General features: G+C 55.4%; 17 protein-coding genes. 5 read left to right on the plus strand and 12 right to left on the minus strand.

What is annotated here, in order from left to right; genetic code table 11:
• Position 1: 1 nt before the first annotated feature.
• The 4 genes from ABVF61_RS07180 to ABVF61_RS07195 form a co-directional block, all read right to left on the minus strand.
• A complete protein-coding gene (locus ABVF61_RS07180; RefSeq protein WP_353992830.1) occupies positions 2-892 on the minus strand; it encodes a DMT family transporter in 891 nt (296 codons plus the stop codon).
• A 95-nt stretch (positions 893-987) separates the two neighbouring features.
• The gene (locus ABVF61_RS07185) at positions 988-1,344 is read right to left on the minus strand and encodes an antibiotic biosynthesis monooxygenase family protein (RefSeq protein WP_353992831.1); all 357 of its coding nucleotides are present in this window, start codon (positions 1,342-1,344) and stop codon (positions 988-990) included.
• 98 nt (positions 1,345-1,442) lie between these two features.
• A complete protein-coding gene (locus ABVF61_RS07190) occupies positions 1,443-1,862 on the minus strand; it encodes a DUF1330 domain-containing protein (RefSeq protein ID WP_353992832.1) in 420 nt (139 codons plus the stop codon).
• Between the two features lie 2 nt (positions 1,863-1,864).
• Positions 1,865-2,656 (minus strand): crotonase/enoyl-CoA hydratase family protein, encoded by a 792-nt coding sequence (locus ABVF61_RS07195; protein ID WP_353993683.1) that lies wholly within the window; start codon positions 2,654-2,656, stop codon positions 1,865-1,867.
• Between the two features lie 78 nt (positions 2,657-2,734).
• On the opposite strand from ABVF61_RS07195, the gene ABVF61_RS07200 reads away from it, so the two are divergent.
• The gene (locus tag ABVF61_RS07200) at positions 2,735-3,334 is read left to right on the plus strand and encodes a TetR/AcrR family transcriptional regulator (protein ID WP_353992833.1); all 600 of its coding nucleotides are present in this window, start codon (positions 2,735-2,737) and stop codon (positions 3,332-3,334) included.
• Between the two features lie 89 nt (positions 3,335-3,423).
• Entirely contained in the window at positions 3,424-3,936 is a 513-nt protein-coding gene (locus ABVF61_RS07205; RefSeq protein WP_353992834.1) for a DinB family protein, read from the plus strand.
• A gap of 125 nt (positions 3,937-4,061) precedes the next feature.
• Here ABVF61_RS07205 and ABVF61_RS07210 read toward each other — a convergent pair whose 3' ends face one another.
• A complete protein-coding gene (locus ABVF61_RS07210) occupies positions 4,062-4,973 on the minus strand; it encodes a DMT family transporter (protein WP_353992835.1) in 912 nt (303 codons plus the stop codon).
• 89 nt (positions 4,974-5,062) lie between these two features.
• Here ABVF61_RS07210 and ABVF61_RS07215 point away from each other — a divergent pair, with 89 nt between their 5' ends.
• From ABVF61_RS07215 to ABVF61_RS07225, 3 genes are all read left to right on the plus strand, one after another.
• Positions 5,063-5,965: a LysR substrate-binding domain-containing protein gene (locus ABVF61_RS07215; protein ID WP_353992836.1), complete on the plus strand. Its 903-nt coding sequence runs from the start codon at positions 5,063-5,065 to the stop codon at positions 5,963-5,965.
• 7 nt (positions 5,966-5,972) lie between these two features.
• Entirely contained in the window at positions 5,973-6,146 is a 174-nt protein-coding gene (locus ABVF61_RS07220) for a hypothetical protein (RefSeq protein ID WP_353992837.1), read from the plus strand.
• Positions 6,147-6,233: 87 nt separating this feature from the next.
• A complete protein-coding gene (locus tag ABVF61_RS07225; protein ID WP_353992838.1) occupies positions 6,234-6,551 on the plus strand; it encodes a hypothetical protein in 318 nt (105 codons plus the stop codon).
• 8 nt (positions 6,552-6,559) lie between these two features.
• Here ABVF61_RS07225 and ABVF61_RS07230 read toward each other — a convergent pair whose 3' ends face one another.
• The 7 genes from ABVF61_RS07230 to ABVF61_RS07260 are packed head-to-tail and all read right to left on the minus strand — an operon-like array spanning position 6,560 to position 13,442.
• Positions 6,560-7,528, minus strand: a complete 969-nt coding sequence (locus tag ABVF61_RS07230; RefSeq protein WP_353992839.1) for an ABC transporter ATP-binding protein — start codon at positions 7,526-7,528, stop codon at positions 6,560-6,562.
• Complete coding sequence (locus ABVF61_RS07235) at positions 7,528-8,478, minus strand: ABC transporter ATP-binding protein (RefSeq protein ID WP_353992840.1); 951 nt, start codon at positions 8,476-8,478, stop codon at positions 7,528-7,530. Before ABVF61_RS07235 ends, ABVF61_RS07230 begins: the two co-directional genes overlap by 1 nt.
• Positions 8,475-10,070, minus strand: a complete 1,596-nt coding sequence (locus tag ABVF61_RS07240; protein ID WP_353992841.1) for a gamma-glutamyltransferase — start codon at positions 10,068-10,070, stop codon at positions 8,475-8,477. Before ABVF61_RS07240 ends, ABVF61_RS07235 begins: the two co-directional genes overlap by 4 nt.
• Complete coding sequence (locus ABVF61_RS07245; RefSeq protein WP_353992842.1) at positions 10,067-10,930, minus strand: polysaccharide deacetylase family protein; 864 nt, start codon at positions 10,928-10,930, stop codon at positions 10,067-10,069. The genes ABVF61_RS07240 and ABVF61_RS07245 overlap by 4 nt, the downstream gene beginning before the upstream one ends.
• Complete coding sequence (locus tag ABVF61_RS07250; RefSeq protein ID WP_353992843.1) at positions 10,927-11,685, minus strand: SDR family NAD(P)-dependent oxidoreductase; 759 nt, start codon at positions 11,683-11,685, stop codon at positions 10,927-10,929. Before ABVF61_RS07250 ends, ABVF61_RS07245 begins: the two co-directional genes overlap by 4 nt.
• Positions 11,686-12,519, minus strand: a complete 834-nt coding sequence (locus ABVF61_RS07255) for an ABC transporter permease (protein WP_353992844.1) — start codon at positions 12,517-12,519, stop codon at positions 11,686-11,688.
• On the minus strand, positions 12,516-13,442 hold the full coding sequence (locus ABVF61_RS07260; protein WP_353992845.1) for an ABC transporter permease: 927 nt from the start codon (positions 13,440-13,442) through the stop codon (positions 12,516-12,518). The genes ABVF61_RS07255 and ABVF61_RS07260 overlap by 4 nt, the downstream gene beginning before the upstream one ends.

Here is a 13,442-nt window from a genome sequence, read left to right on the forward strand (position 1 = left end):
GTCAGCCCTCCTCCTTCTTTGTGTGAGCAACAAACCACAATGCGATCAGGATCATGAAAAGGCTCATCAGCAACCACCAGCTGATGTCTTCGTCGAAGAAGATCGCCCCCCAAAAGATACCGGCTATCACGGCAATATATCCGGACTGAGACACATAAACTGCCCCACCTACACGCATGATCCGAAAATACAGCCAGACCTCCAAGGCGGAGAACGCAAGCAAGGCGCCAACGATCCAATATGAAGACCAGGAAATGTTTTCCGGGATGTCACCGGACGTGGTTGATTGCAGATAGATGGGTATCATCAAAAGCGTCGCTGCCGCTGTCTCCCCAAGCGCAACTTCAAAATCATGTAAGTCCGGTGGCCAGAACCGGGCGATCACGGTGTGATAGATCGCGTAGACGAGAGGAACACCCAGGCCAATCAGCAGGCCAGCATCGAGTGCGGTGTTCAGAGTGCTCGGGTCACGCAAGACAATTGGCAGGATCGCCAGAAATCCGAGGAGAATACCCATCGTCCTTCGTAGGGTGATGCGTTCCGTTCGTGATACGCCTGCGATTAGCAACGTCATGATTGGCGTCAAAGCGACCAGGAGTGCAAGGGTGCTTGCCCAGATCCGTGGTGCAGCAAAAAGCTCCATGAAAAATGGAAGGAGATAACCCAGGATCCCACAAGCCAGGAAAAACGCGACCGCTGTCCTTGCAAGGCGGAGACGGCCGGTGAACAGAAGGCAGAAGCCGGTGAAGATCACCAGGTTTCCGAATATTGTCATCGTCGCCAGAAGTGCAAATGGTATGCCTGAGAGGGCTGCGAACTTCATGAGAGAGAAGTTCAGTCCCCAAACCAATCCAAGAATTAACACGGAAACAGGCAAGTTTTGCGTGGTCAATAAAGTCTCCAAGTGAGATTCAAAACCAGCATAAGACCTCGAGTATGGTTTAGATCAAGGAACCAAATTCAATCAGTTCGAATGGATATCGGGCACTATCTGCTGACAGCGTCGTGAGCCTCCAGACTGTCTTTCGGAGCGTCGGCCCTCTCACGCATACCGTAGTCACGGATGACCTTTGCAACGCGCAGACAATAGTTGTCGAAAACGGTCCTGCGGCTGCCATCCTGAACTTTCCGGTGTTCTGCGACGTTGCGCCATGAAGCCACCGCTTGTTCATCTCGCCAGTAGGAGATGGCAACGAATTTGCCTGGTTCTACGACGCTTTCGAAACGCTCAATCGAGACGAATCCATCGAACCCTTCTACCAATAAGTTCATCTTCCGGCCCATGTCGAGATAGGTCTCGCCACGACCGTCTTTAGGCCAGGATTCAAAGATTACAGCGATCAAACTTGCCACCTTTTGTTATTCGTTGGTTTCGTACAGTCGGCTCCTGCCGATGACCTGATGATCCTTCTCCTGTCGGACACCTCGAGGCCACGGGCGTATCATTCGTAGAATTGTTCGCCAGAGTCCTGCGCAGCCAACCGGACCAGTCTGCTGTCCGCGACAGCGGCTGTCCTGTGGTCCGAAGCTTCTTGGTAGGCTGGGTCGCGTATCATCTCGATGAAGGCGAAGACAGAAGGATATTCGGCAACAAAGCAGATGTCCCAGCTCTCCGATTGCGGGCCAATCATCATGAGTTCAAAGGCGCCCCGCCAGACAATGCGGCCGCCGACACGTTTCAAAACCGGTGCGCTCAGTCGGCTGTATTCCGCATAGGCCCTTTCTCCGGAGGTATCGAATCCAGCGGAATACTCGGCCTTGTCCCGCAGTTTTATCAAGTTCAGCATTTGAATTGGTCCCTCGCGATCGAAGGATTTGAACGCTTGCCAGGTTGCCTTGTCGAAACTGGTATAAACTTCCATCGTCAGGCCCCTTGATAGATCGGCGCCCTGCGGGCAATCCAGGCATCGAGGCCTTCCAGGACGTCCTGTGTCGCAGCCATGCGCGCGAACTGTTCCCGTTCAATCAGGAGGCCTTCTTCAATCGTCGTATTGATCCCTCTGGTGACGGCCGAGATAATTCTCGACGCGGCGAGAGGTGAATGCCGGAGAATACGTTCTGCCAGTTCAAATGCAGCAGGAAGCAGCTTGTCGTGCGGAACAACCTGGTTCACCAATCCGAGCTCGTATGCGCGCTGAGCCGAGAACCTGTCGCCGGTCAGGAGCAACTCCAAAGCCCGTTTCCGACCCGCCAAACGCGGCAACCTCTGGGTACCGCCGAATGTTGGTGGAATGCCGATGTTGATTTCCGGTTTGGCAAATTCTGCCTGATCCGAGGCGACAGCCAGGTGGACGGCCTCGGTGATTTCGCAGCCGCCTCCAAAGGCAATTCCGTTGACGGCCGCCAGTATGGGTTTTGGATAGGATTCCAGTCTCGCCGTCATGGTTTGACCGCGCTTGCAGAACTCCTTCACCGCAACATCGACACCTTCTTTTATGCTTGCCGTAAACTCGTGAATATCGCCCCCAGCAGAGAAGGCCCGATCCCCTGCCCCGGTTAGAATAACAGCGCCGATGTCATCGTTGTCTTCGATCTTATCCAGAAGTTCCAAGAGGCGGTCATTGGTTTGATAATTCAGTGCGTTCAGCTTCTCCGGCCTGTTTAAGGTCAGAAGAGCCACGCGATTCCTGATCTCGATTAGGACACTGTTTTGCATCATTTTTTTCTCCAGTCACTTAAGCTTGACTAAAGCTACGGGGAATGCGCTCATAGGTACACTCACTAAGGAGTATACATGAGCGTGCAACCCGGAAAGCCGACGAGAGATCGCATTTTGGATGCGGCCAACAAGCTCTTCTACAAGGAGGGTATTCGTGCCGTCAGTGTCGATGCCGTGGCCGAGCAGGCAGGCATCACCAAAAAAACGCTCTACTATCATTTCAAGAGCAAGGACGATCTCATAACCGGATATCTGGAGTCACGTGATCACCCCAACCTGATAGCGTTTGCCAGCTGGTTTGATGAGTGCGAGGGCAGCTTGGCTGACAAAACCGCCGAGATCTTCCTGCGTGTGGCAGAGAGTGCCCGTCATCCCAAGTGGAGGGGGTGTGGCTTTATCAGAACCGCTGCGGAACTTGCCAGCATGCCGGGTCACCCGGCAGTCGTCGTTGGTGCTGGCCACAAAAAGAAATTTGAAGGCTGGCTGGCAGAAAAATACGAGGATGCGGGTCTCCAGCACCCCGAGCAAACTGCCCGCAGCATTGTGCTGCTGATGGAGGGGGCGTTTTCGACAATGCTGATCCACAGAGATCCAGACTACGCATTGGCTGCAGCCAAGACAGCAAAGAGCCTAATCGCTCTGAAGATGGCCGATAGCGACACCCCGACAGATTAATCCAGTCTTCGGTTGAATTCATGAGATGGCGAGTTGCCAACGCGTGTCTTCACCATTGGCGACAATTAAACGATTGAAAGAAAAGCATCATGATCACAAATGACTACATTAAAGAGATGGCCACCTATACCCGCTGGCAAAACGACGTCGTCTTTCAGCTTTGTGACGATATTGGCCATGACGAACGTAACCGGGATCGGGGGCTATTTTTTGGGTCGATCCATAAGACACTGGACCATATTTGTGTGGTCAATCACAGGATCCTGACATTCCTCCATGGGACCTTGCCGGAACGCAATCCGAAGGGTCATGTGGCTTGGCCTGATTGGGAAGATCTGAAGCTCGCTCGTCTGGAGCAGGACGATCAACTCGCGGCGGGCGCACGCGATTGGACCGAGGCATGGTTGGCAGGAAAAACCACCAAACAGGATTCGCAAGGGGACGACATACCCGCCATACCGCGCTGGGTGATGATTGCACAGATCTTCAATCACCAAACCCATCATCGAAGCCAGGTCACGACAGCTTTGCACAGCATGGGCGTTGACTATGGCTCGACGGATATCCCGTGGCGTCCCGGCGCGGGCTTCTTCGCTGGTTAAAAGCACACGTGATTTTTGCGGGTATGGCTGCGCGATTAGAACAAGACCGGATTGGAAGCTTTTTTGGATCGGCGGCGCAGCCGCGACAATCGGGCTGGCCTCCTGTGTTCGCGCGGCCGCAGAGCTTATGCCTCTTGCCGATCAACCCAGAGAACCAGAATGCCGGCAACGGCAATCAGCGCCATTCCCCCGATGGTCGTTTTGTCCGGGATTTCTTCAAAGAACACAAATCCCCAAAATGCTGCAAAGATCAGGTAGGCGTAATCGAAGGCTGCAATAACCTGCGGGCGCGGAGATTGATACGCCCGCGCGAGCCCAATCGTGACCCCGATGATCAACACAGCCATGACTATAAGAACCCAGAGGGTACTTGCATCAAATGGCGACCACACTCCCAATAGAAAGGGGTAGTTGCCGGAACCCGGCACCGGAAACAGCCAAAGAGTGCAGGACATGAGGCCTCCGCACGTCACGAGTGCGACGTTGAGGTTGATCGCGAGTATTGGTGGCGCCTCGTCGGAACATTTAGCCCGGGTGAGCACAGCCGCTGAGGCATAAAGGACCGCTGCGATCACCGGGATGAGCGACAAAGCTGTAAAGTCGCGCCCATTCGGCTGAACGACAAACAGGACGCCGACAAATCCGAGACCGATAGCACTCCAGTGTCCCGGTTTGATCCGCTCTTTCAAGATGATCCAGGAGAGCAAAACGATGAACAGTGGGCCGGTATAAAGCGTTGCCGCTATGACCGAGAGGTCAAGAACAGGAATGGCGGCATAGATCGCAAGATACATTGCGACCAACAACAGGCTGCGCAAACTGACCCATTGAACCGACAAAGGGCGCACGCGTCCTTTTGCCAAGATTACCAGGACTGGCAGTGCAAGACAGGACCTGCACACGTATATCTGCCACAAGGACATGTCTGAACTGGCGTATTTGACGAAGGCATCAGTCAGGGCCATGGCAAATACGGTCAAGACAATTGTGACAATGCCCGTGACCATTCTGCGGTCTGGTGCGCTTGAACTCGGCATGAAAACTCGCTTTTCCAGCCAGTCTACGCACCTTTCGATTGTTTAAAAATAATGTATATTCTTCATACTGTAGTTAGCAGGAAAACATAATGAATCGAGCGCGGCTTCTGGGATTACGGACGTTTCATGCCATCGCAGAGCAAGGAACACTTCGCGCCGCAGCGGGTGTTCTTGGCGTGCAGGCGTCTGCTGTATCCCAGCAGCTCAAACAGTTTGAAGATCACATTGGCACGGCATTGTTTGTGCGAAACACCCGTTCGGTCGTTCTCACCGATGCGGGTCAAAAGCTTCTTGCTCAAACACACCATGTTCTTTCGGAGGCTGATGCCGCCATTGAAGCCGTGCGATCTGATGCAGGCGAATTGTCCGGTTCCCTCCGCATCACCCTGCCCTTTCGTGCATGGGAGGTGGTGCTCGCTCCTCGCCTGGCCGAATTCCGAGATCAGTACCCGGAGATAGAACTTGATCTGTCCATTGACGAGAACCTGGTCGATATCGCCAAAGGCGGTTTTCATGCTGGAATCAGGCTCGGTGATTTCTTGGAGGATCAGATGATCGCAAAGGCAATCAGCGAGCCAATGTCCGGCGCATATGTGGCTTCACCGGCATATCTTGAGCAACACGGCACACCACGCGAACCTCTTGATCTCCTCAAACACAATTGCATCCGCTATCGGCAGAGAAGTTCGGGAGACTTTGCTCCCTGGGAGTTTCTGGATAATGGAGAGCTGAAGACTGTTCAGGTTGCAGGACACCTTGTTCTGAACGACCTACGCTCTGTAATAGATGCTGCTCAACGCGGACTGGGTATTGGATGGTCGCTGAAAGCAGGTGTTGAGCAAGAACTGAGAAGCGGTCATTTATTGCAGGTATTGGCCAGTTTCACACCGGACAGACCGAGGTTCTTTCTGTATTTCAATCGGGAGCTTCAGAAGCTGTCACGCCTGCGGGCGTTCATAGACTTTTTCAAGCACGCTCAAGGACAAAAGTGACCTCCTCTTGAAGGCAGGTGCCGGTCTTTACGTCGCTGACAGCCTTCGGGACATGTTCGACAATGTCCTGATCTTCCGTGTCTTTGCGGACCAGAACCCGCACATCCTCATTTGGCGTTGCAACAACGCTGTCATCTCCGGTGCGTGCGTCAACAGATTCCTGAAGTGGATCGGCAAGTGAGACCTACTGGGTCTTGGCGATGTTAGGTTCCCCGAATGGGCGCAGTGCGCTGACTTGGCCCGTGAGCCAAGTCTAATGAGACTTTCGATGCACCAAGATGTTACCGTTGTCCGCCCCGATCTGACCAAGTGGAAGTCTCAGGTTCATGCCATCGTGGCCGACGCAAAAATCATCATGAAACGCAAGCAACACCGAAACGAAGCCGTTTCCTTCTTTTCTGCGCTGGCACCATGTCTCATCAGCGGGGAAGTCAGTGCCTCTGCACTCTGTGGAGCTTGTCAACGCAATGCACAGTTCAAACGGGATTTGTTCATCGAGCGGCCACAATCCGGTTACACACCTGCGTGGCTGGGCGGAAAGACACACGGACGCCCTGCTGCTCTGAGCAGGAGCAATGCCAGCTAGCGCTATGGTCACTTCGAACCCTGTTGCAAATGGCAGCGAACGCGATGCAGGTTTCCCGCGCTTGCAAGATCGGGTCTTTTCTTTTCGCACATACCAACGGCGATCGGACAACGGGTAACGAAAGGACATCCGATGGGTGGGTTTAGCGGACTGGGAAGTTCACCCTGCAAAACAATCCTCTTGCGTCGCCGATTGGGGTCCGGAACAGGGATCGCAGACAGCAAGGCTTGCGTATAGGGATGCTGAGGGTTTGAAAAGACTTGTTCGGTCGCGCCTTCTTCGACAACAAGGCCAAGATACATCACTGCGACCCGATCAGCGATATGGCGGACGACCGAAAGGTCATGGGCAATGAAAAGATAACTCAGATTCAGCTCACGCTGCAGTCGAATGAGCAAGTTCAAGATCTGGCTTTGAATTGACACATCCAGCGCGGAAACCGGTTCGTCGCAAATCACCAGCTTGGGACTGAGCGCCAAGGCGCGTGCAATGACGACACGTTGCCTCTGTCCGCCCGAAAGCTCTTTCGGCCGCCGCGAACGTTGGTCTTCATTCAACCCGACAAGGGACATCAGTTCATCGACGCGCTCGGCAATCTCCGCTTTGGGATATCCGTGTATCACCAGAGGCTCGGCAATTGATTGCGCAATCGTGCGGCGCGGATTGAGCGCAGACACCGGGTCTTGAAAGATTACCTGCATATCCCGCCAGACACTGCGACGCTGCCTCGGGTCGAGTGTCGACAGGTCGCGTTGTTCAAAGGAAATCTTGCCGCCAGTCGTTGGCGCCAGGCCCAACACAGCGTTTCCCATCGTGGACTTTCCGCAACCACTCTCCCCCACGATTGCAAGTGTCTCGTTGACATCAATCTCCAGGCTCACGCCGTCTACTGCTTTGACCACACCTTTGTGGGTGCCCAGCTGACCTGTGCGAACCGGGTAGTGGACCTTCAGGTCTTCGATTGAAAGCAACGCCATCAATGCCCCCCTTCAGGATGAAAACAAGCAGTCCGATGATCGGTACCTTCCAGCATAGGACGGGAGGTGCAAGCTTGCGACGACCGATCGCATCTTGTTCTGAACCGGCAACCAGTCGGCCAGTTCAGGGGGCTCGGTACGCTGCCGGGAATGGCAAACAGTTCTCCCTTCGGAGGTTGATCGAGGCGGGGCAGCGTTTTTAGCAACATGGAGGTGTACGGGTGGCGCGGCCGTGCGAAAATTTCCTGAACTGATCCCTGTTCCACTATCCGGCCACCATACATGACACAGACGCGGTCGGCCATTTCGGCAACAACTCCCATGTCATGGGTAATGAGAAGTATCGCGGTCCCCACATCCGCAGACAGCACGCTCATAAGGTCGAGGATCTGCGCCTGGATAGTCACGTCCAGAGCCGTGGTGGGTTCGTCGGCGATCAGCAGCCTTGGTTTGGAAATCAACGCTGCTGCGATCATGACGCGCTGGCACATACCGCCGGAAAGCTCAGTCGGCAATTGAGACGCCCGTCGGGCGGGTTCAGGAATACCAACACGGCGCAGCATGTCGACTGCCTGTTCCGCAGCTTGTGGTGCGCTCGCACGCTTATGGACGATCAGGCTTTCGGCAACTTGATCACCAACTGGAACGAGCGGGTTCAAGGACGAGATCGGTTCTTGAAAAATCATCGCCAGATCCGCGCCACGGAGCTCTGCCAAATCCGCGCCCGATAAATCCGCAAGATTGGTGCCGGCCATTTCTATCCGGCCGCGTTCGATGGACAAGCCTTCGCCCAGCAACCCCATAATCGACAATGCAGTGAGCGATTTCCCGGACCCGCTTTCCCCGACCAAGGCAACGACTTCACCTTCACCAACATCAAGCGTCACACCGTCGACGAGCGACAAAGCCCCCGCATTTACCGCCAGGTCTTCGATTGAAAGCAAGGTCATTTGGTGTTCTCCGCGCGCACCGCTGCCCAGGGATTGTTCGGATGCACAGCTCCCACATTTGGGGCACCGTGATGCCCTGCGCGCACCAGCGTCGGAATAGCGAATTGAACCGGATAAAGGCTGTCTTCCGTAATTTGGACTGCGTGTTTCGCAGCGATTGTGGTCGCAGTGTCCGGAGCCGCTTTTCGATTCACCAAAATGGTTGGTGTGCTCGCATCAATACGCGGCGCATGGACCGCAGTCTCAAGTGTTTCATTCTTGTCGATGATCCGCGACAGCAGTTGGGCAATCGCCGGAAAAATCTGCCTGCCTCCCGCCGCACCAATCGCGATATCCGGTTTGCCATCAAGCGTGGTGATGACCGGGGCCATGTTCGCAAGGGGCGCAGCGCCCGCCGCAATGGAATTGGGCTGCCCCGGACGTGGATCGAACCACATTGTTCCGTTGTTCATGACCAGATCAAGGGATGGCGCCACGACTTTGGAACCGAAACGCGACAAGAGAGTATTGGTCAGGGAGACCATATTGCCCGCCTTGTCGACAACCGAAAGGTGGCTTGTGCAATCCTTCGCCGCAGCAGCATGACCAAGAGATTTGAGCCTGATTTCATAGACTTGACGAATTGCATCCGCATGATGCGCTGCAAAGGTTGCCTCAGTTGCGGACCGCAGCTCGTGGTCTGACAGATGCTCCAGTGTCGACAGTAGACTTGGACCACCCGACAAGCCTCCAATCGTATGTACTGTCCTGTCGCGATAGACACACGACGCCGGCGCAGACCAGTCGGCTCGGTAGTCAGCCAGGTCCTGCGGCGATATCTTTGATCCTGCGGCGCGTAGGTCCGCAATGAGTTTGGCGGCCGTTTCGCCTTGGTAAAAGTCATCTGCACCGCGTTTGGCAAGCGTTCTCAGCATCGCAGCTTTGCGAGGCATTGGCAGAAACTTCGTAGTCGCATCCACCGGATTTGAAACACGCGAATCCGGGTTCACGAAAAGCTGGCGCGCATATGGATCTTGCGAAAGGTCATGGGCATCAATCGCAAATGCCAGTTCCGCGAACCAGTCCACACGCATTCCGCGCTCGGCAAGTTCGATGGTCGGAGCCAACGCCTCGGCCCAGCTAATGGACCCATGCCGCTCAAGGGCTTTCGCAAGGCCGCACACAGCACCGGGAACACAAATGGACATCGGTCCGATCAGATTGCGATCGCTTACGACACTTGGCCAATTGAACCAGTCGCCACCGTTTCCGCCCGCTAACGGGTAATCCGCAGGATCGGTGGCTCCCGGCGCGCGCATGTTGAAGTCAAGTGTCTCGATCGTGCCGGCAGCATCCGCGTGAAGCAGAAATCCACCGCCACCCAGGCCGGATAGCCACGGCTCGACCACAGAAAGCGCAACAGCCGCCGCAATGGCAGCATCCATGGCGTTTCCACCGGAAGACAACACGTCGGCACCAATTTGCGCGGCTTCAAAATGCTGAGTTGCAACGATCCCGCCGCTGCTTTCCAATTGCGGCTTGGTCACTGCCCAGGTCTGTTGAGAAACCGGTGCGGCAGACAGGTAAGCGGAGCGCCTGCGAGCATCCATCATGTGTTGCCTTTATCTATGGGAGACAGGACTGGGAGCGGATAGTTCGGCTGGTTTCCCTGAGACTGATGGTGTTTTGCCAGCTCTCCGCAAGTCGTTACCCAGACGCTTTGCTCTTCAACGAGCGAGCGGAACAAATGTTCCAATGCCTGTACACGGGCCGGTCGTCCCGAGATCCAGTCGTGAATGGTCAAATGAAACAGGCCACCGTCTCTGATCTGCGCATGAGCATCATCACGCCATTGGCCGACAACCTCAGCGTCCGGACGCGGCGACTTGTCTCCTGCTTGCAAAAACTTGAAGAAAATCGCGTCGTCGTTGTCCCATCGCACTGGTATTTCCGTCACGCCGTCGATTGTGTAAGGGACATCATCTCCCATGAGGCTGCTGTCCCACAATTCATGGCGGGACAATTCGGAGAGCATATGGGGTGTCATTTCCCAAGCCGGCGAACGGAACCCCGAAGGCTTTTGGCCAGTCTGTTTGCGAAACAGCTCGATTGAGGCTTCAAGCGCTTCGGTGAACTGCTGATCAGAGATTTCAGATACCAATTCGTGAAAGTATCCGTGAAGCGCCACTTCATGGTCACGCGCGCACAATCCCGGCAACAGATCCGGGTTTTCTTCAGCTACGATGCCGGGTACGAAAAAGCTGCCCTTGACACCGATCCCGTCCAGCATTGAAACGATCCGCGCCAATCCCCTGCGCAGACCGTATCTGCGATGCTCGAGAGCCGCCAGTGTATCCGGCAAGCCGGTCCTGTGCTGCCAGAGATAGGGCGCGACGGCATCGACATCGACGCTGAAGCAGGCAGCAGCCCGGATTCGCTCCGGCCAGTCGTATTTTGGGGGTGACCAGATCAAAGTGCACTCTTCTTGGTTTGATAGACGTCCATGGTTCCAGCCGAATTGCCGCCATCGACTGCCAGTGAAGTTCCGGTGATATTTTTGGCAGCCGTTGAGGCAAGAAAGAGGGCCGCGTTGCCGATATCGTCGGCTGCGGTCTCCGTACCAAGCGGAATGGCCGCCATGACCCGGTCAATATGCTCCTGCGAGAGTTCTGAAACCGTACTGCCGGAGGCAAATCCCGGTTCCAGACAGTTCACCCGAATGCCGTACTCTGCAAGCTCCAGCGCAAATCCCTTTGTCATTCGGTCAAGAGCGGTTTTCGACATGCAATAGGTGACTGCAGTGCGGCGCATTTTCCGCGCGGCACCGGAAGAGATATTGATGAATGTTCCGGCGACACCCTTTTCGATCATCTGCAGCGCAAATCCGCGCATCAGTACAAAGGGCGCGCGAACATTCACCGACATGATCCGGTCCCAGTCGGCCACTTCCAAATCCAGCAGAAAAGAGGACGGGTATATCGCCGCATTGTTGACGACTATGTCTGGCGCCCCCCACTCCTCACTCACGGCATCCAGCAGTGCTTGCAGGCCTTGATCTTTGGTCAGGTCTGCAGCCACACAGAAACCGCTCAGATTTTGAGTATCACGGTCCGTTGCACACACATCGGCCCCCGCTCCTGCAAAATGAGACACGAGAGCCCGTCCCATGATACCGGCTGCCCCGGTCACGACCACACGCTTGCCTTTGAATTCCTTTCCGAAATCCATCTATCGTCCCTTTCCAATTCGGTCCCCAAGCCGGTCGCCGATAAGGTTGGCGCTCAACACGAGCAAGAACAGAGCCAGCCCCGGGAACGTCGCGATCCACCAAGCAGAAGCCACATAATTGCGGCCCGTTGACAGCATCGATCCCCAGCTGGACGTTGGCGGCTGAACACCGAGGCCCAGGAAAGACAACCCCGCTTCGAAGAGCACCATCAAGCCAAATTCCAGTGTCGCCACGACCAGCAACGGTCCGACGATGTTGGGTAGAATATGCAAGATGAGAACCCTGGGAGTGCTTGCGCCCATGGATTTTGCGAGCGTAACGTAAGGCTGTCCCGCAATGGCTAATGTCTGACCGTAGGCAACCCGCGCGTATCGCGGCCAACGAGTCAAAGCGAGAACCAAGACCACATTTGTGAATCCCGGCCCCAATACAGCGACCGTGATGATCGCGAGGAGTATCGCGGGAATTGAAAGAAAAATGTCCACGAGCCGCATCAAGAGGATTTCGACCCACCCGCGCAAGTACCCTGCAGCCATGCCAACCGCAACGCCGACGACACCGGACAGGGCCACCGAAAGAACGGCAACTGAAATCGAGACCTGCGCTCCGTAGATAAGCCGAGACAAGACGTCCCGGCCCAGTTCGTCCGAGCCAAGATGATACACTGCACCCCGGGCGTCGAAACCGGGTGCTTTCAGGCGCGCAAGCAGATTCTGGCGGTCTGGGTCGAACGGAGCCAGCCAAGGTGCAAAAACCGCGCAGACAACCAGTGCAAGCAGCAGCCAGGCCGGCCACCATGCGAGAACGGTCGACAGTTTTGGAAATCGGTTCACGAATTATCTGCCAGTCGCACGCGAGGATCTATGACAGAATAGAGGATGTCCGCTGCCAGGTTGGTTGAGATAGTCACAAACGCACCCAGCAAAACCACGGCCTGCACGACGAGAAAGTCGCGTGCAGCAATACTTTGAACCATGAGCAGACCCAGCCCGGGCCATGCAAACACGGTTTCAACGATGACCGCCCCGGCAAGCAGTTGCGATACTTCCAGTGCGGTAATCGAGACAACCGGGATGAGCGAATTCCGCATAAGGTGCTTGTGCACAAGACGGCCTGTCCCCACGCCCCGCGCGCGTGCCGAACGCACATAGTCTTTGCCCAGTTCATCGACAATGGCTGCCCGTGCGATCCTGGCATAGGTCGCAAGCGACAACAGACCCAAGGCAATCGATGGCATGATCAGGTGAGCAAATGACCCCGTTCCTGATGGTGGCAACCATCGCAGCCAGACACCGAAAAAGAGGATCATCATGATCCCGGACCAGAATGTCGGCATGGATTGAAAAGCAAGTACAAGACCCATAATCAGCCGGGAGACGAACCGGCCGCGTGTCAGAGCCATGATCAGTCCGAGCGGCAATCCGATCACAAGCGCGACCGTCAGCGCACCGCCGGCCAACTGGAGAGTTTGCGGCATGCGACTGAGAATTATCTCCCAGACGCTGGTGTTCTGGACAAAGCTGCGACCGAGATCGAAGCGTGCCATGTCGCTGAGAAAGTCGAAATATTGAACCCACAACGGACGGTCGAGGCCAAGCGTGGCACGCATGGCCTCAATGTCCGCTTGCGTCGCGGTTTCGGGCAGCAGCAGGGTCGTGGGATCTCCGGAGAGACGCTGAATGAAAAACACCAGCGTCACAACTCCGAAGGCTGCAATCAGGGCCTGACCACCGCGAAGCAGAAGGAAACGAAGCAT

Origin of the sequence: Roseibium sp. HPY-6, assembly GCF_040530035.1 — a bacterium.
Classification (GTDB): domain Bacteria; phylum Pseudomonadota; class Alphaproteobacteria; order Rhizobiales; family Stappiaceae; genus Roseibium.

Bases quoted from the DNA above. Each gene is read 5' to 3' on its own strand.
- ABVF61_RS07190 (WP_353992832.1), bottom strand. From the start codon at position 1,862: ATGGAAGTTTATACCAGTTTCGACAAGGCAACCTGGCAAGCGTTCAAA.
- ABVF61_RS07195 (WP_353993683.1), bottom strand. From the start codon at position 2,656: ATGCAAAACAGTGTCCTAATCGAGATCAGGAATCGCGTGGCTCTTCTG.
- ABVF61_RS07200 (WP_353992833.1), top strand. From the start codon at position 2,735: ATGAGCGTGCAACCCGGAAAGCCGACGAGAGATCGCATTTTGGATGCG.
- ABVF61_RS07205 (WP_353992834.1), top strand. From the start codon at position 3,424: ATGATCACAAATGACTACATTAAAGAGATGGCCACCTATACCCGCTGG.
- ABVF61_RS07210 (WP_353992835.1), bottom strand. From the start codon at position 4,973: ATGCCGAGTTCAAGCGCACCAGACCGCAGAATGGTCACGGGCATTGTC.
- ABVF61_RS07215 (WP_353992836.1), top strand. From the start codon at position 5,063: ATGAATCGAGCGCGGCTTCTGGGATTACGGACGTTTCATGCCATCGCA.
- ABVF61_RS07225 (WP_353992838.1), top strand. From the start codon at position 6,234: ATGCACCAAGATGTTACCGTTGTCCGCCCCGATCTGACCAAGTGGAAG.
- ABVF61_RS07230 (WP_353992839.1), bottom strand. From the start codon at position 7,528: ATGGCGTTGCTTTCAATCGAAGACCTGAAGGTCCACTACCCGGTTCGC.
- ABVF61_RS07235 (WP_353992840.1), bottom strand. From the start codon at position 8,478: ATGACCTTGCTTTCAATCGAAGACCTGGCGGTAAATGCGGGGGCTTTG.
- ABVF61_RS07240 (WP_353992841.1), bottom strand. From the start codon at position 10,070: ATGATGGATGCTCGCAGGCGCTCCGCTTACCTGTCTGCCGCACCGGTT.
- ABVF61_RS07250 (WP_353992843.1), bottom strand. From the start codon at position 11,685: ATGGATTTCGGAAAGGAATTCAAAGGCAAGCGTGTGGTCGTGACCGGG.
- ABVF61_RS07260 (WP_353992845.1), bottom strand. From the start codon at position 13,442: ATGCTTCGTTTCCTTCTGCTTCGCGGTGGTCAGGCCCTGATTGCAGCC.